This window comes from Adlercreutzia sp. ZJ154 (genome assembly GCF_011039055.1).
Taxonomy (GTDB): Bacteria; Actinomycetota; Coriobacteriia; order Coriobacteriales; family Eggerthellaceae; genus Adlercreutzia_A.
In genome coordinates this window covers 32555-59063 of sequence record NZ_JAAKEF010000002.1, presented here as the reverse complement: position 1 = coordinate 59063, position 26509 = coordinate 32555, and the positions used below count along the sequence as shown (strand labels likewise).

General features: G+C 47.0%; 26 protein-coding genes. 24 read left to right on the top strand and 2 right to left on the bottom strand.

The genetic code is table 11. The features are described from left to right. Nucleotides 1-51 precede the first annotated feature (51 nt). The 16 genes from trpS (at nt 52) to G7Y37_RS01365 (ending at nt 15785) form a co-directional block, all read left to right on the top strand. Nucleotides 52-1104, top strand: coding sequence for a tryptophan--tRNA ligase (gene trpS / locus G7Y37_RS01440; protein WP_165060679.1), 1053 nt, complete (start codon nt 52-54; stop codon nt 1102-1104). Next, on the top strand, nt 1104-1994 hold the full coding sequence (locus tag G7Y37_RS01435; RefSeq protein ID WP_165060676.1) for a fumarate hydratase: 891 nt from the start codon (nt 1104-1106) through the stop codon (nt 1992-1994). The genes trpS and G7Y37_RS01435 overlap by 1 nt, the downstream gene beginning before the upstream one ends. Continuing rightward, on the top strand, nt 1991-2539 hold the full coding sequence (locus G7Y37_RS01430; RefSeq protein ID WP_165060674.1) for a FumA C-terminus/TtdB family hydratase beta subunit: 549 nt from the start codon (nt 1991-1993) through the stop codon (nt 2537-2539). The genes G7Y37_RS01435 and G7Y37_RS01430 overlap by 4 nt, the downstream gene beginning before the upstream one ends. 6 nt (nt 2540-2545) lie before the next feature. Next, the gene (locus G7Y37_RS01425) at nt 2546-4570 is read left to right on the top strand and encodes an ABC-F family ATP-binding cassette domain-containing protein (RefSeq protein WP_165060671.1); all 2025 of its coding nucleotides are present in this window, start codon (nt 2546-2548) and stop codon (nt 4568-4570) included. Nucleotides 4571-4628: 58 nt separating this feature from the next. Beyond that, nucleotides 4629-5309 carry a site-2 protease family protein gene (locus G7Y37_RS01420; RefSeq protein WP_165060668.1) on the top strand — a complete coding sequence of 227 codons (681 nt, stop codon included), beginning with the start codon at nt 4629-4631 and terminating at the stop codon, nt 5307-5309. 3 nt (nt 5310-5312) lie between these two features. Beyond that, the gene (locus G7Y37_RS01415; RefSeq protein ID WP_165060665.1) at nt 5313-6104 is read left to right on the top strand and encodes a ScpA family protein; all 792 of its coding nucleotides are present in this window, start codon (nt 5313-5315) and stop codon (nt 6102-6104) included. After that, on the top strand, nt 6104-6838 hold the full coding sequence (gene scpB / locus G7Y37_RS01410) for an SMC-Scp complex subunit ScpB (protein WP_165060662.1): 735 nt from the start codon (nt 6104-6106) through the stop codon (nt 6836-6838). Before G7Y37_RS01415 ends, scpB begins: the two co-directional genes overlap by 1 nt. After that, nucleotides 6835-7551, top strand: a complete 717-nt coding sequence (locus G7Y37_RS01405) for a pseudouridine synthase (RefSeq protein ID WP_165060659.1) — start codon at nt 6835-6837, stop codon at nt 7549-7551. Before scpB ends, G7Y37_RS01405 begins: the two co-directional genes overlap by 4 nt. A gap of 92 nt (nt 7552-7643) precedes the next feature. Next, a complete protein-coding gene (locus G7Y37_RS01400; protein WP_241155955.1) occupies nt 7644-8819 on the top strand; it encodes a prephenate dehydrogenase/arogenate dehydrogenase family protein in 1176 nt (391 codons plus the stop codon). Beyond that, nucleotides 8809-10131, top strand: a complete 1323-nt coding sequence (aroA, locus tag G7Y37_RS01395) for a 3-phosphoshikimate 1-carboxyvinyltransferase (protein ID WP_165060653.1) — start codon at nt 8809-8811, stop codon at nt 10129-10131. The genes G7Y37_RS01400 and aroA overlap by 11 nt, the downstream gene beginning before the upstream one ends. Next, nucleotides 10131-10823: a (d)CMP kinase gene (cmk, locus tag G7Y37_RS01390; RefSeq protein ID WP_165060650.1), complete on the top strand. Its 693-nt coding sequence runs from the start codon at nt 10131-10133 to the stop codon at nt 10821-10823. The genes aroA and cmk overlap by 1 nt, the downstream gene beginning before the upstream one ends. Continuing rightward, complete coding sequence (locus tag G7Y37_RS01385) at nt 10824-11699, top strand: 1-acyl-sn-glycerol-3-phosphate acyltransferase (RefSeq protein WP_165060647.1); 876 nt, start codon at nt 10824-10826, stop codon at nt 11697-11699. After that, a complete protein-coding gene (gene ispH, locus G7Y37_RS01380; protein WP_165060644.1) occupies nt 11696-12532 on the top strand; it encodes a 4-hydroxy-3-methylbut-2-enyl diphosphate reductase in 837 nt (278 codons plus the stop codon). The genes G7Y37_RS01385 and ispH overlap by 4 nt, the downstream gene beginning before the upstream one ends. 74 nt (nt 12533-12606) lie before the next feature. Beyond that, nucleotides 12607-13926: a ribosome biogenesis GTPase Der gene (gene der / locus G7Y37_RS01375; protein WP_165060641.1), complete on the top strand. Its 1320-nt coding sequence runs from the start codon at nt 12607-12609 to the stop codon at nt 13924-13926. A 3-nt stretch (nt 13927-13929) separates the two neighbouring features. After that, complete coding sequence (gene plsY / locus G7Y37_RS01370) at nt 13930-14781, top strand: glycerol-3-phosphate 1-O-acyltransferase PlsY (RefSeq protein WP_241155954.1); 852 nt, start codon at nt 13930-13932, stop codon at nt 14779-14781. Further along, nucleotides 14781-15785 (top strand): NAD(P)H-dependent glycerol-3-phosphate dehydrogenase, encoded by a 1005-nt coding sequence (locus G7Y37_RS01365; RefSeq protein ID WP_165060638.1) that lies wholly within the window; start codon nt 14781-14783, stop codon nt 15783-15785. The genes plsY and G7Y37_RS01365 overlap by 1 nt, the downstream gene beginning before the upstream one ends. Nucleotides 15786-16056: 271 nt before the next feature. Here the strand turns inward: G7Y37_RS01365 and G7Y37_RS01360 are convergent, their stop codons facing one another. Then, entirely contained in the window at nt 16057-16533 is a 477-nt protein-coding gene (locus tag G7Y37_RS01360; RefSeq protein ID WP_165060636.1) for a methylated-DNA--[protein]-cysteine S-methyltransferase, read from the bottom strand. Between the two features lie 110 nt (nt 16534-16643). Here G7Y37_RS01360 and rpe point away from each other — a divergent pair, with 110 nt between their 5' ends. The 5 genes from rpe to G7Y37_RS01335 all read left to right on the top strand — a co-directional run bounded on the left by rpe (nt 16644) and on the right by G7Y37_RS01335 (nt 21088). Then, nucleotides 16644-17339, top strand: coding sequence for a ribulose-phosphate 3-epimerase (rpe, locus tag G7Y37_RS01355; RefSeq protein ID WP_165060633.1), 696 nt, complete (start codon nt 16644-16646; stop codon nt 17337-17339). Continuing rightward, nucleotides 17336-18541, top strand: a complete 1206-nt coding sequence (locus G7Y37_RS01350) for a cysteine desulfurase family protein (protein ID WP_165060630.1) — start codon at nt 17336-17338, stop codon at nt 18539-18541. The genes rpe and G7Y37_RS01350 overlap by 4 nt, the downstream gene beginning before the upstream one ends. Before the next feature lie 11 nt (nt 18542-18552). Then, nucleotides 18553-19368 (top strand): histidinol-phosphatase HisJ family protein, encoded by an 816-nt coding sequence (locus G7Y37_RS01345; RefSeq protein ID WP_165060627.1) that lies wholly within the window; start codon nt 18553-18555, stop codon nt 19366-19368. 34 nt (nt 19369-19402) lie between these two features. Next, entirely contained in the window at nt 19403-20296 is an 894-nt protein-coding gene (locus G7Y37_RS01340; RefSeq protein ID WP_165060624.1) for a Nif3-like dinuclear metal center hexameric protein, read from the top strand. A 72-nt stretch (nt 20297-20368) separates the two neighbouring features. After that, complete coding sequence (locus G7Y37_RS01335) at nt 20369-21088, top strand: zinc ribbon domain-containing protein (RefSeq protein ID WP_165060621.1); 720 nt, start codon at nt 20369-20371, stop codon at nt 21086-21088. 846 nt (nt 21089-21934) lie between these two features. Here the strand turns inward: G7Y37_RS01335 and rpmB are convergent. Beyond that, nucleotides 21935-22126 carry a 50S ribosomal protein L28 gene (rpmB, locus tag G7Y37_RS01330; RefSeq protein WP_165060618.1) on the bottom strand — a complete coding sequence of 64 codons (192 nt, stop codon included), beginning with the start codon at nt 22124-22126 and terminating at the stop codon, nt 21935-21937. Nucleotides 22127-22285: 159 nt separating this feature from the next. On the opposite strand from rpmB, the gene G7Y37_RS01325 reads away from it, so the two are divergent. Genes G7Y37_RS01325 through G7Y37_RS01315 form a run of 3 tightly spaced genes read left to right on the top strand, consistent with a single transcriptional unit; the run spans nt 22286 to nt 26498 of the window. Continuing rightward, nucleotides 22286-22633: an Asp23/Gls24 family envelope stress response protein gene (locus G7Y37_RS01325; protein WP_165060615.1), complete on the top strand. Its 348-nt coding sequence runs from the start codon at nt 22286-22288 to the stop codon at nt 22631-22633. A 39-nt stretch (nt 22634-22672) separates the two neighbouring features. Next, on the top strand, nt 22673-24304 hold the full coding sequence (locus tag G7Y37_RS01320; RefSeq protein ID WP_165060611.1) for a DAK2 domain-containing protein: 1632 nt from the start codon (nt 22673-22675) through the stop codon (nt 24302-24304). Continuing rightward, nucleotides 24297-26498 carry an ATP-dependent DNA helicase RecG gene (locus G7Y37_RS01315; protein WP_241155953.1) on the top strand — a complete coding sequence of 734 codons (2202 nt, stop codon included), beginning with the start codon at nt 24297-24299 and terminating at the stop codon, nt 26496-26498. The genes G7Y37_RS01320 and G7Y37_RS01315 overlap by 8 nt, the downstream gene beginning before the upstream one ends. The last annotated feature ends 11 nt before the right edge of the window (nt 26499-26509 follow it).

Here is a 26509-nt window from a genome sequence, read left to right as displayed (position 1 = left end):
TGTTTCGCTTAAATGCATGCGGGCAAAACAAAGACGAAACGGAGTTAATCAATGGCAAGCGATTCGCAAACATTTTTAGCACAAAAGGCTATGAGTGATAAGGTCAAGGTAGAGCTGTCTGAAAACCCATCCAAATTCACCATGCTAACAGGGGATAGACCAACAGGGCGCCTGCACTTAGGGCATTATTTCGGAACCATAGTAGAACGCGTGCGGCTGCAAAATGCCGGCATTAAAACGAACGTCGTTATAGCCGATTACCAAGTTATAACCGACCGCGATACTACCGAGCACATTGCCGACAATGTAATAAATATGGTTATTGATTATCTGGCATGCGGAATAGACCCTGCGCGCACAATGATTTTCACACATTCTTCAGTACCGTCACTAAATCAGCTAATGCTTCCGTTTTTGTCGCTTGTCAGCGAAGCTGAACTTTTGCGCAATCCCACAGTGAAGGCTGAGCAAGAGGCATCGGGTCATGCTCTTACGGGGCTTTTGCTTACATATCCGGTACATCAAGCCTGCGACATTCTGTTCTGCAAAGGCAACATAGTACCCGTTGGCCGCGATCAGCTTCCTCATATAGAACAGACGCGCCAAATTGCCAGACGCTTTAACGAACGCTATGCCAACGTGTTTCCAGAGCCGGTGGGTCTGCTTACGGAAAGTGTGCTTTTGCCGGGTTTGGATGGCAGAAAGATGTCTAAAAGCTACGGAAATGCCATTTCACTTTGCGCGACCGAGGAAGAAACGGCAAAACTTATTAAGAAAGCCAAGACCGACAGCGAACGCAATATAACATTTGACCCAGAGGCGCGCCCGGGTGTTAGTGCGCTGCTAACTACAGCTGCGCTTACTACAGGGCGCACCGAAGAAGATATTGCTGCCGAAATAGGCGACAGTGGCGCAGGCGCACTAAAGGCATACGTTACCGAAAGTGTGAATTCGTACTTAGCACCAATTCGCCAGCGCAGGCGCGAACTCGAGCAAGACATTCCATACATTAAAGATGTGTTAGCGCAGGGCAACAAACAAGCTAACGATATAGCAAAAGCAACGCTTGATGAAGTGCGCGAAGCTATGGGGATGCTCTACTGATGGGTGTCTCAAGTTCGCCGAATGCGCTAAATTCTAGCTTGGTTGCGCGTGCTGTGTATGCAGCCATACGCGAGTGTGCATCTACGTTGCGCCCCGATGTGCTTGAGGCTATACGTGCGTCGTGGCTGTCCTCAAAAGATGCTGGTGCCGACTCGCGTCAAACAAGCGTGCTTCATGCCATAATAGAAAACGCGCTTATTGCCGAGCGCGATAATGTTCCCATATGCCAAGACACCGGAACGGTTTGGGTGTGCTTGGAAGTGGGTGAGGAACTTTCTGTGCCGGGAGGCGTGTTTCGCGAAGTTAACGATGCGGTGGCGCGCGCCTACGAGGATGGAAAGTTGCGCATGAGTGTTGTGCGCGATGCCTTGTTTGATCGCTCAAATACGAACAACAATACGCCGGCATTTTGCGAGCTGCGTATAGTGCCCGGCTCGGGTGCGCTTCTTCATGTGTTGCTAAAAGGCGGCGGTTCCGACAATGCGTCGCGTGTATGTATGTTGTCGCCCGACGCTGGCGCTAGCGGTGTCGCGCAAGTGGTTATAAATTGCGTGCGCGAAAAAGCGGCTAATGCGTGCCCGCCGCTTGTGGTGGGTGTTGGTGTTGGCGCAACGTTTGACAAGGTGGCAGGCATGTCAAAACATGCGCTGCTTCGTCCTATAGGGTCGCCTGCACAAAGCGACGAAGCTGCTGCATTCGAAAGCGAACTTCTTGGCACAATAAATGCGTGTGGCATAGGTCCTGCTGCTTTGGGGGGCACACCCACGGCGCTAGCGGTGCATCTTGAAACAGCTCCATGCCATATTGCTGCACTTCCGGTAGCTGTAAATATGGGGTGCTGCGCTATGCGTTCAGCCACAATAGACTTAATGAAAGCCGACATAATATGACCTCTCCTATAAAACTGCAACTGCCGCTGGCGCATGAAGAGCTGGCGCACCTTAGTGCTGGTGATGAGGTATTGCTAAGTGGCAATATCTACACCATGCGCGATGCCGGGCATAAAAGGTGTATGGAATATTTGGAAGAGCACGGCAAGTTGCCGTTTAACCTAGCGGGGCAAACCCTGTTTTATGCAGGTCCTACTCCGCCTGCTGCCGGTAGACCTATAGGAGCTGTCGGACCCACAACGGCTTCCAGAATGGATTTTGCCACTCCTGCACTAATGCGCGCGGGAATAGTTGCCACCATAGGCAAAGGCAAGAGAAGCGAAGAGGTGGCGTATGCATGTAAAGAGACGGGGGCGGTCTATTTTGCTGCGATTGGCGGCATTGCAGCGCTTTTGGCTGAATGCGTGCAGACCTCTGAACTAATTGCTTGGGAAGATCTTGGTACCGAAGCTCTGCGAAAGCTGGAAGTGGTAAATTTTCCCGTTTATGTTGAAATAGATACAAAAGGCAACGATTTGTATCGCAATATAGAATCGGAGTCTTGATTACCGGTGATAATGCAGGTTGAGCATATATCAAAAACCTATCCTAGCCGTACTTTATTTAGCGATGTTACATTTCGGCTCGAACAGGGCGATCGCCTTGCGCTTGTTGGTCCTAATGGGGCTGGTAAAACTACGCTTTTGCGAATTATAACTGGGCAAATTGATGCAGATGAAGGTCGAGTTATATTTGCACGAGGGGCGCGTGTAGGCTATTTAGAGCAAGAAGCTATAGAGATGGGCAATGATGCCGTTTTTGATGAGGTCATGTCGGCTCAGTCCGAAGTTATGGAAGCCGAGAAGCGCCTTCGCGAATTAGAGGAAGCGCTAGGCGATAGTCCAAGCGAAGCGCAATTAGCTGCTGCTGGGCGTGCGCGTGATGCATTTGAAATGATGGGCGGCTATACGCTGGAAGCTAAGGTGCGCGCGGTATTATTCGGTTTGGGCTTTGGTGAGGCAGATATGACTCGCAGTGTTAGTGAATTTTCTGGCGGCTGGCAAATGCGAATAGCGCTGGCAAAATTGTTAGTGCGCAACCCCGAAGTTCTACTTTTAGACGAGCCTACAAATCATTTAGATTTAGAGTCGGTGAAATGGCTAGAGGGCTTTTTGCGCTCATATGACGGAACCGTTATTGTTGTTAGTCACGATAGAGCTTTCATGGATAACATGGTTGATCGCGTGGCTGAAATAGCTAATGGCTGCGTTGCGCTTTATAAGGGCAACTATTCAGCCTATATGAAGGCGCGCGAAGAGGCGCTAGAGCGGCTTCGAATAGAAAAACAAAAGCAAGATGAAGAAATAGAGAAACTAGAGGCGTTTGTAGAGCGTTTTCGCTATAAAGCAACGAAAGCCAAGCAGGCACAAGACAGGCTTCGCAAATTAGAGCGCATAAAGGAAAATCGTATAGTTTTGCCAGATGAGCAGAAGCACGTGCATTTCAATTTTAAGCAGCCACCCCGCACGGGCGAGGAAGTGGTGCGTGCAGAAGGACTTGTGAAGCGCTACGACACTTGCGCGGTATACGATGGCATAGATTTCAACTTGTGGCGTGGTGACAAGGTGGCGCTTGTTGGACCGAATGGAGCCGGGAAATCTACTTTATTGAAGATGGTAGCAGGCGCAATATCGCCAGATGCTGGCACTATAGAGTATGGTGTAAATGTTAGCCTGACGTATTATGCGCAGCATCAATTAGAAGAATTACATGCGGGAAATACTGTGTTTGAAGAACTCGATCGCGCTGCGGGTGCGTGGAGTATTTCGCAGGTAAGATCGCTTTTGGGTGCATTTTTATTCCGCGGAGATGATGTGGATAAGAAGGTATCGGTGCTTTCGGGCGGAGAAAAAAGCCGCCTCGCTTTGGCTAAGATGTTGGTTTCGCCAAGTCCGCTGCTTTGTTTAGACGAGCCTACTAATCATTTAGATATATCTAGTGTAGATGTGTTAGAACAGGCGCTTCAAGCGTTTGAGGGTACTTTGCTTTTCATAACGCACGATAGGCATTTGATACGCAGCGTTGCCAACCGGATAGTAGAGGTAAAAGATGGCAAACTTAGCGATTATGCCGGCGATTACGATTACTATCTTTACAAATCTGGACAATTAGACGGAAGCGATATTAGCGGAAATTCCATAGTAGATGAATTATTTGCAGATGAATTGCCGCCAGAAAAGTCAAAAGCAACCGCTTCGAAAGAAAGTACTTCCACACAAAAAGGTAGTGCGCCAAAAACTAAGGAACAAAAGCGCATGGAAGCCGAGGCTAGAAATAGGGCTCATGCTGCAACTAAAGAGATTAGAAAGAAAATAGCTGCGCTAGATTCTAGGCTTGCGCAATATAGTGCGCGTATGGCAGAGTTGCTAGAGTTAATGGCAGACCCAGATTTTTATATGAAAGAACAAGGTGCAGCAGATGCTATAGCAGAACATGCAGACTTGAAGCGCAAAATAGAGTCCGCTGAAGCGGATTGGTTTGAACTAAATGAACAATTGGAAGCCGAATTAGCAAAACAGGAAAAACGTGTAGGATAACTATGAGCTCTGCGTTTTGGTCTTCAATTTGTGTGGTAGTCGGTTAAACTATGAAACTATGAATACCGAAATAATAGCCTATTACATATGTGCAATTTTATGTTTTGTTCCGGCACTTGTTGTACATGAAGTGTCGCATGGTTTTGCAGCGTACAAGCTGGGCGATCCTACGGCGAAGCGCGCGGGGCGCTTATCGCTAAATCCGCTCAAGCATATCGATCCATTTGGTACTGTCATTCTGCCTCTAATTCTTATGATAATGAATTGGCCAATTTTTGGTTATGCGAAACCCGTGCCGTACAATCCCAGCTATTTCAAAGACCCGCGCAAAGGCGACTTTATAACGGGTATTGCCGGTCCTCTATCAAATCTGTGCATGGCACTTATTGCGGCGGCTATAGCGTGGGCGCTTTATGATATGTGGCCCATTCTCGCGCAAAGCGCCATTGGGTATTACTTTTACTACATGTTCCTACCCATGTTTTGCCTTATAAATTTATATCTGATGTTTTTCAATTTAATACCCATACCTCCACTCGATGGATCTTCCATCATTGCGCTTTTTATACCGGTGAAGTGGCTTCCAAAATGGTATTCCATACAGCATTATGCTTTCCCGATATTCATGCTGTGTGTCATAGCTATGCCATATCTATTCCACTTCAATCCATTTTCGTGGTACTTAGATGTTACTGCTGGTAATTTGGCTAATCTGATTTTCCCGTTCAGGATTTCATAGCACATGGCATATCGCGTATCTATAGAGAGCTTCGAGGGACCTTTTGATTTGCTGCTCTATTTGGTCAGCCGTAAAAAGGTAGACATCGGCTCTATTTCTATAACTGAAATTGCCGATCAGTATTTAGCCGAAGTTGCCCACATGGAAAAGCTTGACTTAGATGTTGCCAGCGATTTTCTACTTGTGGCTGCTACGCTTCTGGAATTGAAGGCTCAGGCGCTGCTTCCAAAACAATATGATGAAGTGGAAGAAGATATTGCTCAGCTAGATCCGGGTGATGCGCGCGAAATATTAGTGCAGCGCCTTATTGAATACAAGCAGTTTAAGAATGCTGCAGCGCAGCTAGATGCTCGTTTGCAATCTGAGAGCAGAATGCACTCGCGTCCGTTTGGACCGGATGCGCGCTTTTTGGGGCTTATGCCCGACTTTTTGGAAGGCGTTACCTTAGATTCACTTGGATTGCTTGCCTCTAATGCGCTTGCAAGACGTGAAAAATTCTTACTTGAGTCGGAGCATATTGCGGCTAAACCTATTCCGGTAGAAGTTCATGTGCGGGCAATACATGCGCGTATACAATCAAAAAAGCATCTTAATTTCAGCGAATTGTTACTAGACGATGCGCGTCCACAACTAGTTGTAGTTACGTTTTTGGCAATATTGGAATTATATAAACGACAGATGGTGCGCTTGTCGCAAGACGAGCAATTTGGCGATATAGCTATTGATTACATTGAAGGATCCGGGGAATTAAACTTATCTGGCGAAGATGTGCTTACATCAGTAGGAGAAGATTGATGTTTAAGGGACCAGACACCCAAAATCTTGAAGGCGCAATAGAGGCAATGCTATTTGTTACTGACGAGCCGGTAGGAGTACTAACACTGGCAGATCAGCTGGAATGCGATGCAATACAGGTGCAAACCGCCCTTGATAATTTGGCATTGCGTCTTAAAGAGGACAACCGCGGAATTCAGCTGCGTGAAGTGGCAGGTGGGTGGCGCTTGTTTACGCATCCGGCATACGATGAACTAGTAGAGAAATACGTGCTGTCGTGGGATACTCGAAAACTTTCAGCGGCAGCTATGGAAACACTTGCCATAATTGCGTATACACAGCCTGTTACGCGCCAAGGTGTGGCATCGGTGCGCGGTGTAAATTCCGATAGTACGATAAGTTCACTTATTGAAAAGGGGCTTGTGCGCGAGGCTGGCTCGGCTGATACTCCCGGTAATCCTACGTTGTACGCTACCACTCGTGCGTTTCTGGAAAAATTTGGCTTGCGTTCGGTTGACGATCTTCCCGATTTGAATGAATTTGCTCCCGACGAAGAAACAAAACTGCTAATAAGTGAACGACTTAGCGCTACTCGCCAGCAGCCAGAAGTCTCGGATGAGGCGGCTGCATTCATGGCTCAGCATATGGCAGATAGCAATTTGTCAGAGCAACTAACAGATGCCATAGCATCTACACTTGGTGTAGTAGATAAAATAGACTTCGATTCTTTGGAATTCGATTTAGACGAAGAATGATGCGCCTTTCTAGATATTTGGCTCGCGCGGGTGCCTCATCGCGGCGCGGAAGTGAACGTCTAATCTTAGATGGTCGCGTTTCCGTGAATGGGCAAGTGGTGCGCGAACTTGGCACAAAAGTTGACGAAGACAGTGATTGTGTATCTTTAGATGGCAAGCAAATCTTTATAGATAACAGTGCTTTTACGATAATGTTGAACAAGCCGGCAGGCTATGTAACCACAATGCACGATCCGCAAGGTCGTCCTACGGTGGCAGAACTTGTGCCTATAAGTGCTCATCCGGCGCTATTTCCGGTAGGTAGGCTAGATTTCAACACAACGGGTTTGCTTCTATTTACAACAGATGGCGATATGGGAAATGCTTTGCTTCACCCAAGCCGCAATGTTGAGAAGACATACATTGCCCGTATATCCGGAAATCTGTCTGATGCAGGCGTTAGCCTTTTGCGCGAAGGCGTGTTGCTAGACGATGGTATGACAGCGCCAGCTAAGGTTGAAGTTTTACAGGCTGGGAAAAATCCACTTGTATCTATTTCTATACATGAAGGGCGCAAGCGCCAAGTGCGCAGAATGTTTAGCGCGATTGGTTGTCATGTCGAGGAACTACATCGGCTCTCTTTCGGGTCATTATGTTTGGATGATTTACAAGAAGGTTGTTGGCGCGAATTGACAGATGCCGAAGTGCATACGCTTTTAAATAATGCGCGTTAACCCATTTTCTGCTTTACCAAATTTCCTAGAATTTGTACGTGCCCAGTTACATGTTGTTACAATGGGTTATGCAACGAAAGGATGGTAAGGGTTTGCAAGACAACGCATATGAAAGCGAGAAAAGCGCACCGTTTAATGCTGTGGTTATAGTTGGTTTAGGTCTAATAGGCGCATCTCTTGCGGCGGCGCTTCGCAAAGCGTGGCATCAGATGTATTTGCTTGGGGTAGACGTTGATGGTAGGGCGTGCGTGCTGGCAAAAGAAAGAGGCTGGGTGAACGAGGCGTGCCGTCCAGACGATGCGCTCTTTACAGAATTTCTAGCTAATAAAGCCGATTTAGTTGTATTGGCTACTCCTGTAGCTGCAGTGGATGATTATATGCACATGTTGGCGGAGGCTAACTATGAGGGCGTACTAACCGATACAGTTAGTACAAAATCACACATGATTGAGGCTGCAAATAGTATTCTTCCAAACCCATCAATATATATTCCGGGGCATCCTATGGCAGGCTCTGAGAAGGCGGGAGTTGACGCTGCTAGATCCGATTTATACGAGGGCATAAATTGGATACTTTGCCCAGATGAAAACACCGACCCCGATGCTTTTCAGCAGCTGCATGAGCTTATATGCGGTATGAATGCTCGTGTTGTTTCGCTGCCGCGCGAAGATCACGACAACGCAGTGGCTATAGTTAGCCATGTGCCGCATATGGTAGCTTCAGCGCTAATGCAATTAGCACTTGCTCATGTAGATGAGAGTCGTTCGCTGATGCGTCTTGCGGCTGGTGGATTTAAAGACACTACTCGGGTTGCGGCTGGTTCTCCTGCTTTATGGTGTGGTATCGCTTTTGACAATGCCGACGCATTGGCTAATGGACTAGCTGAAATGACTGATATACTGGCAAATCTGCGAAGTGCTCTAGTTGATGGCGATAAGGTGGAATTCACGCGAATGCTAGCTTGTGCCTCCGATGCGCGCCGGGAACTTCCCGCTGCTTGGGTTCCCGGAAGCGACCGCTTGGTTGAGGTTAGAATTCCAATGGTTAATCGCACAGGTGTTGTTGCAGAGGTAACAACCATTGCCAGTTCGGTTGGATGCAATATACAATCTATCGAGATAGATCATGTGTCGGAAGGTAATGCCGTGCTTAGTTTGGTTCTTACAGACGAGGGTGATATAGGTCAAATGTCGTATAAACTTGTAAGTGCGGGATATTCCGTTTCGTTCAGTCCGCTTTCTCCGAAGGAGCACAGCCATGTCGAATGACGCGAAAATGATTGAGCCGCTATCTGGGGCACTGACCGGTGAAATTAAAGTACCGGGAGATAAATCTATATCGCACAGAGCGGTGCTTTTATCTGCAATGGCAGAGGGCACGTCGCACCTAAGCGGTGTACTCGACTCCGAAGATGTGCGTTCATCCATTTCGGCTGTTACGCAACTTGGTGCAAAGGTAGACTTAAAGAAATGCGCCGATGGCTCTTTAGAGGGAACCGTAACCGGATGGGGGCAAGCCGGTCCTGTGCAACCTGAATCGCCCATAGACTGCGGCAATTCAGGCACTACCGCGCGTTTGTTGATGGGTGTGCTTGCGCCTTGGCCTATAGAAGTTACGCTAACCGGAGACGATTCGCTTCGTCAGCGCCCAATGCGCCGCAATACTGCGCCTTTGATGAAAATGGGTGTGCAATTTAAGCCTGCTGAAGCCGATAGATTGCCTATAACAGAAACTGGATGTAGCGATATTCGCGCTATAACATACGATGCGCCAATGGCATCGGCACAGCTAAAAACAGCGGTTTTGCTGGCGGGTGTATACGCAGATGGCACAACGACTCTAAACGAGCCTGCACCTTCGCGCAACCATACCGAGCTTATGCTGCCTGAATATGGTGTGCCTACAACTGCTGGTACGCGGGTTGCAAAGGTTGAGGGTCCAACCGTTATGCATGCAAGCGATCTTAAAGTGCCGGGCGATCCGTCGTCTGCAGCTTTTTTGTGTGCGGCAGCTCTGTTGAAACGCGGAAGCGATATTGTTGTTCGCGATGTTTCACTGAATTCTGCACGCATCGGTTTTGTTCGCACGTTAGAGCGCATGGGCGCCAATATTTCTGAACATATTGAAGGCTACGAGGGCAAAGAACCTTATGGCACTATTCATGTGAAATTTACCGATGCTTTGCGTGGTTGCGAGATACCTTCACAACATTTTGCTTCCATATTAGACGAAGTACCTGTGTTAGCATTTGTGGCTGCACATGCCCGTGGCGTTACGGTATTTCGCGGTGTAAGCGAGCTGCACAATAAAGAAACAGATCGCGTAAAGGCAATTATTGATGGCTTAGAACTCATGGGGATAGATGCGTGGGAAGAAGCCGAAAATTTGCTGGTTGAGGGCAATCCGAATTTGCAGCTGCCATGTGGACTGGTTTTCAATTCTTACGGCGATCATCGTATAGCTATGACATGGGCATTAGCGGGGCTATGCGGAAACGCCCCCGTGCAAGTTAGCGATTTTGATTGCATTGCAGTAAGTTATCCTAATTTTATTGAGGACATACAGAAACTGGTGAGCTAATGATAATTGCTATTGATGGACCATCGGGGGCAGGTAAGTCTAGCGTAGCGAAGGCTTGCGCAAAAACTCTAGGTTTCTCATGTTTAGATACCGGGGCAATGTATCGCTGCATTGCGTGGTTGGCATTGCAAAAAGATATACCGCTAGATGACGATGCTGCATTGGGTGAATTAGCGCGTGCATGCGATATACGTTTTGGGCATAGCGATGGCGACCCTATTCCAAAGACTGTATTTGTGGATGACAACGACGTTACGAGTGCCATACGTACATCGCAGATAGATAAAGCTGTAAGCCCGGTTTCGGCTGCGCCTTCGGTGCGCGAAGCTATGGTGCACCTGCAGCGCAAAGTTGGTCTTTCAGGCAATTTCGTAGTAGAGGGGCGCGATATAGGTACTGTTGTGTTTCCCGATGCTCAGCTGAAAATTTTCCTGACAGCATCTCCGGAAGAGCGTGCCCATAGGCGTGTTCGTCAAAATGCCGATAGAGGCGTTGGATCTATAGATTACGAGGAAGTATTGCGCGACATTATGCGGCGCGATGAATACGATTCCAATCGCGCGGAGTCGCCTTTGCGTCCGGCTACAGATGCGCACATTATTGATTCGACTGAAGATTATATTGAAGACATTATCGCTAAGATATGCAGTATGGCGCACGCATGCATTCAAAAAACGGCTGAAGAGGTATAGGTGAGCCTATTTATCCCATATAAAGATATGTGGGACATGCCGCTTGGTGGTATGTCTGACGAAAAGCAGGTACCGCATTGGTTCGGAAATGCCGTTTACGTTGTTGTTGGTGGTTTGTGCAAGTTGTTGTTTCGCTATCGTGTAGATGGACGGCAGAATTTGCGGGCATTTCACAATGAGTGCGGTGTATTGGTTGTATGCAACCATACATCGTTTTTAGATGTGGCGTTTATATATCTTGCCGCGCGTACAAAACAGTGGGTGCGCATAATTGGGCGCGATACGCTTTTTGGGAATGCTAACGGCTTGCTGGGTCAAATTCTTTCGCGTGTAGGTGCCTTTCCCATAAAGCGCGATTCAGCCGATCGTGTTGCTATAAAACGGGCTGCGCGCATGCTGAAAAACCGCGAAATTGTAGGAATACTGCCAGAGGGTACGCGCCGCGGAAAAGGCAATCTTGAGCCAAAGCTGCATTCGGGTGCAGCATTTATAGCGCGTATGGGCAAAGCGCCTATACTGCCTATGACGGTGCGCGATGCAGAATACGTAAAACAGAAGGGTAGTCGAGTTCATTTTCCAAAAATAACAGTGGAATACAGTACGCCCATTTTGCTTTCCGACTTTGATTTTTTGCCTAAAGATGAACGCTTAGATGCGTGCTCTTGGTACGCCATGCGTGAATGCTTTGCTTTATCTAGGCGCATTCCCGCAGCCGAGGTAGACATGGTGGAATTATTTCCCGATTCGAAAGACTATGCAAATACATTTGCAGAACATCCCATACCCAAGCATACGTCAGAGGAAGTTGTAGCTTTGTATAAAGCTCAGATGAGCCCTCGGGTGCAAATCGCAGAAGTTGCCGAGGCGCAAGCGTGAAGGTAGTTTTGGCGGAACACGCTGGGGCTTGCTATGGTGTACAGCGGGCGCTAGATATGGCAGGAGACGTATTGCGCACAGATGGTGCGTCCAATACGCTTGGACCTCTTATCCATAACCCGCAAGTGGTTGCAAATCTTGAAAAGCATGGGCTTCGGGTAGCTGAAAGTGTTGATGATGTATCGGCTGATACGGTTATTATACGCAGCCATGGCGTTACGCCGCAGGTTCGCAGCCAGCTAGAAGATATAAATGTGCGTGTGGTTGACGCTACTTGTCCGCATGTGTTGCGTGCTCAAAAAGCTGCCGAGCAACTTGCGCATGACGGGTGCCGTTTGCTTATTGTTGGCGAGCCGGGGCATCCAGAGGTTAGCGCCATACGCGAATGCGCACGCATAGCTGGCGCAAAAGTTGATGTAGTGCTGTCGCCCGACGATATACCGGATAACTTATATGCTCCGGTTGGGGTGGTAATACAGACTACGCAGCGTCGTGAGGTGCTTGATGAGATTGTATCGGCGCTGCAGAAGCGCAACATCGAGCCGATAGTTCGCAATACCATATGCTCGGCAACATCCGAAAGACAGCTTGCGGCTGCGCGCCTTGCAGAGGATATGGATGCTATGGTGGTTATAGGTGGGAAGAACTCTTCCAACACCACGCGCTTGGCAGAAATTTGCCGCACAATATGTCCGCGTACCTTTCATATAGAGTCTGACGAAGAACTCAGTCCTGAAATGTTTAGCGGCTGTAAGAGTGTAGGGGTTACGGCTGGAGCGTCTACTCCTAGCTACCAAATATCTCAAGTAGTGCAGATGTTGGATGCGTTGTAGCTGTTTCAAAACGGACAACTGCATAGTTGCTTTCAATCCGCTAGACTATTAGTTTTAGTGAAAAGGAGTGTGAAATGCCGCAACCGATTGTCGCCATAGTTGGACGCCCAAACGTGGGTAAATCTACGCTGGTGAATCGTATAGCGCAAGTAAATGATGCTATCGTGCATGAAATGCGAGGCGTTACTCGCGATCGCTCTTATCACAGCGCCGATTGGAACGGTGTCGATTTTACGCTTGTAGATACTGGCGGTATAGAACTTGCCACCGATGATGATTTTCAGGCATCTATACGTGCGCAGGCTTTTCGCGCTGCTGATGAGGCAGATGCAATAATCTTTTTGGTGGATGGTCGCACCGGTATACAAGCTGACGATGAGGAAGTGGCGCGCATTTTACTGCGCTCTAAGGCACCTGCTTTTTTGGCTGTCAATAAAATGGACACTCCCGGAGGTGTTGACGATGTATGGGAATATTGGCAGCTAGGAATGGGTCAACCTTGGGCTATTTCAGCCTTGCATGGTCATGGTACAGGAGACTTACTAGATGAGGTAGTGGCAGCTATTTCTCATTTGGCTTCTACTGAAGATGAGGATGTCGAGGAAGAAATAATCAACATTGCTGTTATAGGTCGCCCAAACGCTGGTAAATCTTCACTTGTGAATCGTCTAACCAACAACGATCGTTCTATTGTAAGCCCTGTAGCTGGCACTACTCGCGATGCTGTCGATACGCTAATTGTTCATAATGAACAAAAGTACCGCATAGTTGACACAGCTGGTCTTCGCCGAAAAAGCAAAATAGACGATTCGGTGGAATATTACGGCTTTGTGCGTGCTATGAGGGCAATTGACAGGGCTGATGTGGCTCTTTTAGTAATGGATTCTACATTGGGTGTCACCAATGAAGACCAGCGGGTTGCAAATTATGCAGCTGAGCGCGGATGTGCCATGGTGGTTGTGTTGAACAAGTGGGATATCGTGGTGGGCGCAGAGGCAAAGCTAAAAGTTCGCGAAGACGTGCAAGATGAGTTGAAGTATATAGATTATGCTCCTGTGGTGGCGCTTTCCGCTTTAACCGGTAAGAACGCTTTGCGCCTTTGGGATGCTATAGATGAAGCGTATGCTAATTATTCTGCCACTATTTCCACGAGTAAATTAAACACATGGCTTGCCGAAATTCGCGAAAGTGGTCATACCGTCACTAAAGGCAAAACCGTTTTACGCATTAAATACGTTACTCAAACATCTGCTTGTCCGCCCGATTTTGCATTTTTCTGCAATCGTCCAGACGTGGTTACTGACAACTATATTCGGTTTCTCGAAAATCGTTTGCGGCGCGAGTTTTCATTGGTTGGTACTCCCATACGTTTCAGATTCAAGAAGAAAGATTAATCTATGATGTCAGTTTTATTGTTGCTTTTATTACTATTCGTAATTAGCTATCTTTTGGGGTCTATTCCTTGGGGTCTTATCATTTCCAAGGTATTTTTTAAGACTGACATTAGAAAGCAAGGTTCAGGCAATATAGGAGCCACAAATGCCGTGCGTGCAATGGGCGCTAAAGGTGGAATTGCGGTTTTTGTATTAGACATGGGAAAAGGAATAGCCGCTGGTGCTTTAGCGTGGTTTGTCTTTGGCGAAATAATTGCAAACAATTTTACAAGTGATGCAATTCGAATATTTGCGATTATGTCAGGAAATGTTGTTACTGCAAATGCTGCGGTATATTCCGATCAGGTGAACTTGCTATGCGCATCGGTAGCGTTTTTAGGTTGCGTTGTTGGGCATATATTTAGTCCTTGGTTGAAATTTCACGGCGGTAAAGGCATATCGGTGGCGTTTGGCTGCGAGTTTTTTGCATTAACTCCAATAGGGGCGCTAATCGATTTAGCTGTATTTATTGTTGGTGTTGCAATTTCTCGAAAGGTTTCGGTGGGCTCTATTGCTGCGGCTGTAGTATGTCCGTTTATCGCTGTATGGATATGCTGGAATTGTTGGTTTGCGGCTGTATTTATTTCCATTGCTGCATTATTGGTTATATGGGCGCATCGTGGCAATATAAAGCGCTTACTAAATGGCGATGAACCGCGTTTTGGAAAATCTAGCAATAACGCAAAACGGATGGAAGATCAGATTGAGGCACTAAAGCCGCGTAGTCAACGCAGAGAGGAAGAACGCCGCGCAAAGAAAAGGGCGCAAGCTGCTGAAAAATCGGGAAACACCGATAAGCGAAAGGAGCAGCAATAATGCGCGTTGCTGTTATTGGCGCTGGGTCGTGGGGAACGGCACTAGCGCAGCTTTTGGCTAGTAAGGGGTATGAAGTTGCTCTGTGTTGCCGCAGACAAGAGCAGGCTGGGGAAATTAACACCAAGCACGTAAATTCACTTTATTTGGGCAATGTGTCGCTTTTGCCTAATGTGGTGGCTACTACAAATTTGCAAGCTGCTCTACAAGATGCAATAGCGGCTGTAATGGTCACGCCTTCACGATATTTACGCAACGCTGCAGAGAAAATATGCCCTTACATTTCCGAGCAACTTCCCGTGGTTATTTGTTCTAAGGGAGTTGAGGGGGACAAAGGAATTCTAGCAACAGACATGCTGGGTGACGTATTGGGAAATCCTAGTCGTTTAGCGGTTCTTTCCGGTCCGACACATGCTGAAGAAGTTGTTCGCGGTGTGCCTAGCGGGGCGGTATGCGCGTCTATAAATGAAACCACCGCCGGTTTTTTCCGCGATCTTTTTGCTACGGATGCGTTTCGTACTTATACAACAGACGATGTTATAGGCGTGGAACTTTGTGGCGCTTTCAAGAATGTGATAGCCATAGCTGTAGGAATATCTTATGGACTAGGTTATGGCGATAATACGGCAGCTATGATAATGACGCGCGGGCTGGCGGAGATGAGTCGCATGGTTGTAGCATGTGGGGGAGAAGCGCTTACATGTATGGGGCTTGCTGGTGCAGGCGATATGGTTGTTACTTGCACTTCTAATCATTCGAGAAATCGCAAATTTGGGCAGTATTACTTAGCTTGCGGTCGTAGTCTTTCCGATTTTGAGACTGATACACATATGGTTGTAGAGGGTGCGCAGGCTTGTAAAACTCTACAAGCATTTCAAACGCGCCATGCGGTAGATTTGCCTCTAACTGATGCTGTGCGCAATATTATTTGGAATGGCGCTATACCAGAATCTGAAGCGCGCATTCTTATAGATAGACCTTTAAAAGACGAAATTTATGGGCTTTAGAAATATATGCGGGCCCGTTGGCGATAAGGGGAGAAAAACCAACGAGCCCGCTTTGTGCGCCTAGCGCACCTGCTTTGGACTGCCAAACAAGGTTTGGAGGAGAAGAGGATTCACGGGTAAATCAGTAGGCAGTCCTCCAGCAATACTTTCTGTTTTTGCGCTCTTGTTTTGGCAAGTTAATATTAGCTTGGTCGCTGTAAAAATTGGCGCATATATTCACTTGGTTAACTTTAAGATTAAACCTTGTTACGATGCTGAAAACATTGCAGAACTAAGCGTATCGGCGCTCTAATTCTAGGAAAGCACGGCGAAGTTGAGCATTTTTATCGTTCGCTTCAATGCGACCGCTTGTGGTGACTACTCGATGAGCTGGCACTAGTATCACAAGTGGATTTTGTCGTATTGCGCTACCAACTGCGCTGCTTGCTTTCGGGTGTCCTATTAATTGCGCTACATCTGTTGCTGTGCATGTTTGGGCATATGGAATTTGCAAAATGCGATTCCAAACTTTTAGTTGAAAATCGCTACCTTCTAGCAAGATTGGCACATCGAATACGGTGCGCTTTCCTGAAAAATATTCCATCAATTGATTTGCGCATTTGTTTGTTACGGCACTAGGTCGCTTTTCGCCTTCTAGCAATTGATTACCTAATACCATGCGACATATATTATCTTTATACGCACCAATAGATACCGGTCCGTATTCGGTTCGGTAGATGAAGAAGTTTCGCTGTGGAGCGCGATTCATACACATTCTCCTAACTTCCTGATGATTATATCTCATAGCAATATGTTCACTCTTTGTTTGTGATACATAAGCTAGAATGGAAAAAGCGACAGGCGATAAAGGGGTGCACTGTGTTTCAGTCTGTAAAGATATGTCCGTCAATACTTTCAGCCGACTTTACACGTTTAGGTCAAGAGGTTGATACGGTTGTAAACGCTGGTGCCGGATTCATACATATTGATGTTATGGATGGGCATTTTGTTCCGAATTTGACGATGGGTGTGCCTGTGGTAAAGCAACTGCGGCAGCGCGGAAATGTGCCTTTAGATATACACCTTATGATAGATAATCCCCTTGAACAGCTGCCATGGTTTTTAGATGCCGGGTGCGACATGATATCTGTCCATGCTGAAACGCTTGACTTAGATGGGTTGTGTCGCGCGGTGCAGATTATGCATGAAGGTGGCGTTTTGGCGGCTGTAGCTATTAAGACAGCTACACCGACAAGCGTGTTAAAACCTGTTATAAAAGAGCTAGATATGGTGTTGGTAATGAGCGTAGAGCCGGGTTTTTCGGGTCAAAGCTACATCGAAGGTACCGATGCAAAAGTGGCTGAAGTTGTACGTATGTCTAATGCTGCGGGTTGTAGCCCTCTTATTCAGGTAGATGGCGGAATAGGAAAGACTACTGCTCCTTTAGTGTGCGCTGAAGGAGCCGACTTGCTGGTGTGCGGCAATGCTGTGTTTGCGCAGCCCGATCCGGCGGCTTCCTTAAAAGCAATACAGAAAGTTGGCGAAGCGGCTCGCTTGGAGGCGCTCAATTTATGAGCGATACAGCAGATTTCATTTACCTAGATTATGCTGCTACATCTCCGCTTTGCGAAGAAGCGCTATCTGCTATGCAGCCATATTTGCGCTCGGGTATGGGCGGCATGCCTCTTAACGCAAATGCCAATACGCTATACACAGCAGGACGTGTGGCATATCGTGCGCTAGAAGATGCTCGCAGACAAATTGCTAAAGACTTAGGAGCAAGACCAGATGAGATTATTTTCACATCTGGAGCCACCGAGGCCGATAATGCTGCGCTAATAGGAATTGCTCATGCTGAAGCTGAACGCCGCAATCATGCGCAAGCAGGTGTTTTTTCGGGGCATATCATTGTTTCTGCTATTGAACACGATGCCGTACTACAGGCAGCTGACAAGCTGTCTAAGCTAGGTTTTCAAGTTGAATATTTGAAGCCAACACGCAATGGCTTTATAGATGTGCATGCCCTACAGCGCACAATTCGTGAAAATACCATTCTCGTTTCTGTTCAGGTGGCTAATTCGGAAGTTGGTGCTATTCAGCCCGTGCGTGAACTGGCTGCTATTGCGCATTCCGTAGGCGCGTTTTTTCATACCGATGCTACGCAGGCGCTAGGCAAGCAAATGATAAATCTCCACGAGTGGGGTGTGGATGCAGCTTCTTTTTCGGCGCATAAAATAGGGGCAATGAAGGGTGTGGGTGCTCTGTATTTAAAGGCGCGAACACCATTTGCACCTCAGGCGCTTGGGGGAGGTCAGGAAAACAAGCGGCGCAGCGGTACGCAAAATGTTTGCGGTGCCACAGCTTTTGCCGCTGCGTGCAAAGCTGCTATTAGTATGCAGGCTGCAGAGTCGGTGCGTCTTATGCATCTGCGCGATAAGGTTTATAGTGCTATAGCGTCTATGGATACAGTTATTCCTACGGTTCAAATAAAGCCGGCTTCTTTAGACTATTTACCAAATATCGTTAATATGATAATACCCGGCATAGAAAGTGAAACTCTTGTTCTGCGCTTCGATTCGCTTGGCATAGCAGTTTCTGGCGGTAGTGCCTGCTCTTCGCAGTCGCTAGAGCCAAGCCATGTTCTACGCGCTATGGGAATATCTAGCGACGATGCCCGTTGTGCGCTACGTGTATCTATGGGGCGCACTACTACTGAAAACGATGTGGAGGCGTTTTTGCAAGCTCTTCCAAAAGTTATACATTGGATGCGATCTTAGGTGGTTTTGCTATGCAACTTGTAAATACTCATTGTCATTCAAAATACTGCGGGCATGGAGCGGGGGAAATTAGCGAATATGTTGAGGCGGCAAAACGCTCTGGTCTTACTACGTTAGCTTTCACTGACCACTATCCATTAACTCCAGCATTTGATCCGAAAGAATATTTATCGGTTCTGCCGCAGGATATGCCACTTTATGAGCAAGCCGTATTAGATGCGCGCAGGGAGAATCCAGATTTGGACATATTGCTTGGCGTGGAACTAGATTATTTGGGTGCCGATGAAGACAGAGATATAACAACAGCCGATCTTAGCCGATTCGATATTGTGTTAGGCTCGGTGCATTTTGTAGATCGCTGGGCATTTGACGATCCAGATCAGCGCAGCGTTTGGGAAGAAGAAGGGCAGGCTGATCGAATATGGCAGCGCTACGTCGATTTGTGGTGCGAAGCTGCGGCTGATACATCTTTGCGTTTCGATGTAATGTCGCATCCCGATTTAGCAAAGAAGTTTGCATACTATCCTTCATTTAATTTACAGCCTATGTACGAGCGAATGGCTGAGGCGGCTTGTGCGGGCGATCGTATGGTGGAAGTTAACACTTCAGGTGCTTACTATGCTTGTGCGGAAATTTTTCCAGCTCCTGCGTTGCTGCAACAATTTTGTCGTGCTGGTGTTCCGTGCACCGTAGGCAGCGATGCGCACGATCCTAAGTATGTAGCGCGCGACATAGAGAAAGCTTATAGACTTATGTATGATGCTGGTTACCGTTACGTCACCGTTGTTACACAAGGCGGCGATAGGCGTATTATCCCTATAGAATAACTAATATATCTACGCGCAAGAAGGAGCGATTCAAATGGCAAAAAGTACAACTACTGAGGCTATTCAGAAACGCAAAACACCGCTTCCAGCTAAGCAAGCAAAACGGGTTACTGTAGCTTCGCTTGAAGCAGCGCTTTTGAAAGAATTTCCCGACGTTGATGCTGAATCTTGGGACACTACAGGCATCTATGTAGGGGAAGGCGCTATTCCTGTCACTAAGGTGGCTGTAGCGCTAGATCCTACGGTTCCTGCAATACTTCAAGCTGCATCATGCTCAGCTCAGGTGCTAGTTACGCATCATCCTGCCTATATTGAAGCGCCTGCTACATTTGCACCTGAAGTGTCGTGTGCTATATCACCCGGAGCTGCGGTGTATGCCGCCGCTAGAAACGGGGTGGCGCTTATGTGTTTTCATACCGCCTTAGATGTAAGCAATAAAGCGCAAAAAGCACTACCCGCTATGCTAAATCTCGATTACAAAGGCAAAGTTCTACAGCCTATAGCTACTAGTAAGCGTAAAGGATATGGGCAGATTTGCACTGTTTTGAAGCAAGATGGAAAGGCTGTAACACTTGGTCAGCTGGGTGCTCGTTGCACATCTGTATTTGGGCGTGCGCCGCGCATCTGGGGCGATTTTAATACCGGAGTAGAAACTGTTGTTACAGCTTGTGGTAGTGCTAGCAATATAGTAGAGGCATGCGTTAAAGCCAATGTTCAGTGTCTTATTTGTGGTGAATTGAAGTACCATGATGCTCTTGCTTTGTCGCAGGCAGGTGTTGCCGTTATAGAGCTAGGACACGATTTAAGCGAGCTTCCGTTAGTGGCTGTGTTGGCTGATTCTGTGGCTCATGCTGGTATCAGTCGCGATTCTATCCTTATAGTAGATCAGTCTAGTAACTGGGCTTATCCCGAGGCTATTCGTTTATAGGTAAATTCGTTTCGAAATATCACTTGGAATTGCCGTATAGTTAGCACTAAACCGTTCGATAAGGATTCGTTTATGGAAGCAAAAATAGATGACCTCGATCGCCTGTTAGAAGTTCAGAAGTACGATCTTGAGCTATACAATCTGAAAAAGCAGCTTACAGAATTACCCCAGCCTAAGGTTATTGCAAACGCGCGGACTAAGCGTACTGAATTGCAAAAGAAGGCAGACCAAATTGGCGCTCTGAAAAAAGATGCTACTAAGCGATTGCTTCGCGTGCGCGATGAGGATGAATCGCTTATAAAAAAAGAGCGAGGTGTTCAGGCTGCCATAGATGCTGCAGGTGGAGACTACCGCAACATTGAAGCTCGCTCAAAAGAACTTGCCGGTATAGCAAAGCGCAGAAATACTCTGTCTGAGAACAGGGCAGAAATTGAAGCTGAACTGGCAAAAATATCTGCTTTAGAAGCGCAGGTTTCAAATGCTATTCAAAGCGTAGAGCGTATAGAGGCTCAAACTGTTGAGGAATATAGACGTGAAGGTGGGGCTATTCAGCAAAAAGCAATAGACTTAGAGCGGCAGCGCGATTTGCTTTTTACAAGCATAGATGGTTCTCTAGTGGAGAAATATCGCAAAATTGCCGAGAGGCTCAAGGGTATTGCAATAGGCGAATTGCAAGAGAATCGTTGTGGCGTGTGCCGCTCTGCGATAGAGGGTGGTCGTTTGATTGATTTGCGAAATCAAGCGCCGCTTGGAGTTTGCCCATCGTGTAGTCGCTTGCTTATTATTCGCTAGAACATGCATCTAATGTATCAAAATTGAAAGAGGCTACGTTTAGAAGCTGTGCAGTTCTCACTTCGCCTTTCTGGTTTTGCGGATTGGCATATGGGCAGAAAAGTGTGTAAGGCTCAGTCCATCGCAAAGGGGCAAGAAGTGCTGTTGTGGAACTCTGATCAAACCAGACCGTGTGTTGCCTTCGTCACTTTTTAGGCGAAAAATGGTCAAAACTTCCGACTTTCCACAGTCTACAATGCCAAATTGCGTCAATTACGAATCAAAATAGAATTGAAGAACCCTGTTTGCCCAGTGTTCTCCACAATTCAAGTTAGCTATGTGGCGCTATGACCATGGAAAGCTGGAAGTTTTGACCATTTTTCTAACTTTTTTGAACTAGTATGCGGATGAGTTGAATCGTAATCTAGCGTCAAGGTGTTGAGAGTTTACCCAAAAGCCATCCAACAAACACTTTAAGCCATCTTGCGGTGGTGTCGTTTTTCCTAACACTAGAGCCTCCGCACAAGGTGCATCTCCACCTCTGCCTTCCAGCTTTAGTGAATCCATTTTTCTTCATCTTGCCGCCACAGATTGCACATTTTCTAGTAAACACTGCTCATCCCTGTTCATAACTGACTTTTTCTTAGAAAAAGCTTGCCTGAATAGGGATGTCAAGTGAGAATCCTACACGCTTTTTTGCCTATATGAAAGTCGAGTGGCATCGACTTCAGAGGCATCTATTTGGTATCTGAACGGGGAAAACAGCATGAATTTTTACACACTTTTCTGTCTATATGCCTGCTGATTACTATTTGCAAATAAAAAAGGACCTGCGGGTCCTTTTTTAATGCTGTATTTACGCGGGAGCTATGCGCGCTCTACTTTTCCTGCCTTCATGCAGCTGGTGCAGACATGTGCTTTGCGCACTTTGCCTTTAGCATCACGAATAGTAATTTTTTGTACATTCGGACGGAAAACGCGATTGCTTACCCTATGCGAGTGGCTAATGCTGCGACCTGCAACTGGGTGCTTACCGCAAACTTCGCAAACCTGTGACATGTTCTTCTCCTATAAGCGCATGGCATTTAAGCCGTCTTGTCGATAGCTGTACAACTATAGCACAGCATAACGCCCAACAGTGTAAGATTTTCCGCTATACTTATCTGAAAAGCGACATGCCAGCGCCATATTGTTGCGCATCCTATAGGAAGGAGCCTAATGGCTGAGGTTATTCAAGGGAATCTGCACGTTGCGAACGACGTGTTGGCAGATATAGTTGGAAACGCTGCTATGGAATGCTATGGTGTTGTTGGTATGACGGCACCTAATGCTGTAGACGGCATTGCTAAGATACTTCCAAAATCGCGTTTACGCCGTGGGGTTGTAGTAACACCAGAAGATGATGGCGTGAAAGTAGATCTTTACGTTGTTATTGAATACGGCACCAACATCCAGACGGTTTCTCAAAACCTACGCGATCAGGTAGCTTTTGCATTGAAGGAATATGCTCGCGTGCCCATGAAAGATGTAGAAGTGCACGTACAAGATGTTAAAGTGCGAGGTTAATCCGTCTACTGTAATACAATAAAAAGGAGCTTCATACAGATGCCCACCACATATTCACCGCAGCAGATGCTTTCCGCTATTGCTTTCGCTAGTCGCGTGCTAGAGGAACGCAAAGAAGAAGTTAATAGGCTAAATGTGTTTCCTGTGCCCGATGGAGATACGGGCACAAACATGTCGCTTACCATAAAAAGCGTAGTTGATAATATACAGTCACTTTCCGCCGATGCTAATAATCTTGAAGTATTGAAGGCTATAACAACTGGTGCTCTTATGGGTGCGCGCGGTAATTCTGGCGTTATAACGTCGCAAATATTGCGCGGCTTTTGCGAAGGCACTGTGGGTCACACTAAGCTTTCTACTGAAGTTTTGCACAATGCTTTTGCGAAGGCTGAAGAGGTTGCCTTTCAAGCTGTCCGTAAACCAGTTGAGGGTACTATCCTTACAGTTCTTCGCGATAGTGCCGCAGCTGCTGCAAAGGCACATGAAGACCGCCTTACAATAGATGATGCGCTAGAGGCTATAGTGGCTGAAGCGTATGCATCTGTGCAGCGCACACCCGATTTTCTTCCAGTTTTGAAAGAGAATGGTGTAGTGGATGCCGGTGGGTTTGGGCTTGCAATTCTGTTTGACGCTTTTACGGCATCTTTGCTTGGAAAGGGTGAGCCTGTAGGTATTGCGTTTGGTATTCAGTCAGATGCAGCTCCTAAAGTTGAGATAGAGCAAATTAACGATTGGGAAGATGCCAACTTCCGCTATTGCAACGAATTTTTGGTCGATTCTGATACGCTAGATATCTCTGATGCTTTAGATTTCTTGGCAACTATGGGCGATTGTGAATTGTGCGTAGGCTCTACGCCGAAATTCAAGGTTCATGTGCATTCTAACGAGCCGAATAAAGTTCTTGAGTATTTCTTAAATTGCGGTCAGATATCTGAAGTGCATATTCACAATATGGAATTGCAGTCGGCGGATCGCGCGAAAAAGATTGCTAATGAAGAGGTGACAGAGCGCAAACCTATTGGTGTTGTGGCTGTTGCGAACGGCAGCGGTAATGTAGAAATACTTAAAAGCTTAGGTGTGGATAAAGTGGTGTCCGGCGGACAGACCATGAATCCATCTACAAAAGATTTGCTGGATGCTGCAAATTCAGTAAATGCGAATGCTGTTGTTTTTCTGCCTAACAATTCAAACATAATAATGGCAGCTCATAGTGCCTGCGAGCTGTCCGATAAGTCTTGCGGCGTTGTTCCCACTAAGAGTGTTCCGCAAGCGTTTGGTGCTATGTTTGCGCTAGATTCTGAAGTTGGGCTAGAGGAAAACATAGAAGCTATGAGCGAAGCCGCGGCAGATGTGCTAACCGGTGAGGTAACTACCGCTGTGAAAGATTCAAAAGATGCCGATGGCAACCCCATAAAAACAGGTGATGTTATCGGCATATCCGATGGCTCTATTTGTGCCGTTGGTAGCGATGTAGCAAATGTCATAATGGATCTTTTGGCAAAAATGAATGCCGATGATTACGATACGTGCACATTGCTTGCGGGCGATGCTATGACCGATAACGAATTACACAGCATAGCTAAGCGCATAGAAGATGCTTACTGCGAATTAGAAGTAGATGCTCAGCGCGGCGATCAACCGCTTTACCCGATGGTTCTTTCGCTTGAGTAACACCTCTGCAAGACCGTCCGATATCCGTCTTAGAGCAACGCTTGCTTTCGATGAGTCGATAACTTCGGTAGCGGGGGTTAGTTCTAAACGTGCTTGTGAATTACAGCGTATGGGTATGCGGCGCGTGCGCGATTTGTTGCAGAATTTTCCACGGCGCTACATAGATATGAGCTGTGTCTGTAAAGTGGCTGAAGCACCTATTGGGCGCATGGCTACCATTGCGGGTGTTGTGCATGAAGTAAAGCTAAAAAAGCCGAAGCCTCGGTTGAAGTTAGTTGAAATTTCTGTCATTGATGAAACCGGTGTAATAATCGTTACTGCATTCAATCAGCCTTGGTTGAAAGATAAGCTGCATGCAGGAGAGCGTGTGGCTTTATCGGGGAAAGTGGAATTTGATTACGGTTTCAAGCGTATGACAAATCCAATAATTGAGCATGTGCAAGGAGAAGTTAGTGGGCTTATACTTTCTGTTCATCCTACTGGTGGCGGTATAAGTCAAAAACAAATGCGCTCTTTAATACGTTCAGCTTTGCAAATTACCTCAGGTGCGCTAGACCCGCTTCCGCTCGAACTTCGCCAGAAGTATCGTCTTATGTCGCGACAAACGGCGCTTCGCTGTGTACATTTTCCCCATACAATGCAAGAAGCTGCGCAGGCGCGGCGTAGATTAGCGTTTGAAGAGTTGCTGTATGTGCAATTATTAATGATGACTGAAAGCGCGAAGAGGGTAGAGGGGCTAGTGCCGTGTTCGCACACAATTAATGGTAAGCGCGTGTTGCAGCTTTCGGATGCGTTGCCGTTTGAGCTGAGTGCAGGACAGGAGAAGGCAAAGCGCGATTTGCTGCATGTTATGTCGAAGCCTAGCTTGGCAAACCACATGATTTTAGGCGATGTTGGAACAGGCAAAACGGTAGTGGCTGCATTTGGTATGGCTGCCGCGGTAGATTCTGGTGGTCAGGTGCTTATGTTGGCTCCTACCGAGGTTTTGGCAGAGCAGCATGCGCGCACTTTGGGAGATCTGTTTGCATGTGTGGGTATACGTGTAGGTTTGCTAACTGGCTCTACTTCATCAAATGATCGCATGCGTATTTTGAACGACTTATCGTCGGGAAATTTAGATGTGCTTATAGGAACGCATGCACTTATGGAAGATGATGTAGTGCCTGCAAATTGTACATTGGTGGTTATTGATGAGCAGCAGCGCTTTGGTGTAGATCAGCGTGCTAGTTTATTGTCGAAAGGTGCAGCGCCCGATGCTCTTTATCTTACAGCTACACCTATTCCGCGTACTATGGCGCTTGCGCTTTTCGGCAATATGACTTTATCTTATATAAAAGATAGACCAAAAACAGGTTCAGGTAGGCAGACTTACGTGCTTTCTCGAAGCGACAGGGGTAAAGCATACGATGCGGCTAAAGAGGCGCTAGCACAAGGTCAGCAGGTGTATGTGGTGTGTCCACTGGTCGGATTGAACGCACAAGAGCGCAACGAGGCGGCGCAGCGGCATTCCTACGATGAAGACGATTGCGATTTTTACCCACAAGTTACTATCGAAGGCGCACACGGTGATCCAGATGCGTCTCTTACAGCGGCTGTTGAGGAAGCATCTTTTCTTAGCAGAAACGTATTTCCTGATTACCGTGTAGAGTTAATGTATGGTGGTATGCCCTCAGATGAAAAGCGTGCAGTTATGCAGCGCTTTGCGAATGGCGAGGTCAATGTTTTAGTTACCACTACGGTAGTAGAGGTGGGTATAGATGTTCCCAATGCAACGGTTATGATAATTGAGGATGCCGATAGATTCGGGTTGTCGCAGCTTCATCAATTGCGTGGGCGTGTTGGTCGTGGCGATAAGCCCGGTCAGGTGTTTTTGGTTTCCGCCTCTAAGAAGGAAGGGGCAATTGCGCGTTTATCGGCTTTGCAGCGCACCGATGATGGTTTTGAACTTGCTGAAGAAGATTTAGCTATGCGCCGCGAAGGTGATATTTTAGGCAACAGACAATCTGGTGCATCTGCGCTTAAACTTGTGAATGTAATACGCGATGCGGCTATGATAGAAGAAGCGCATAATAGTGCTGCGGCTATTTTGCAAGCTGATCCGTATTTGCAGGATAGCGAAAATGCGGCTCTAGCGCGCGAAATGCGATCTATTTTCACTGGAGAACAATACGAATACGCAGTAATAGGTGGCTAGTTTATCTCAGA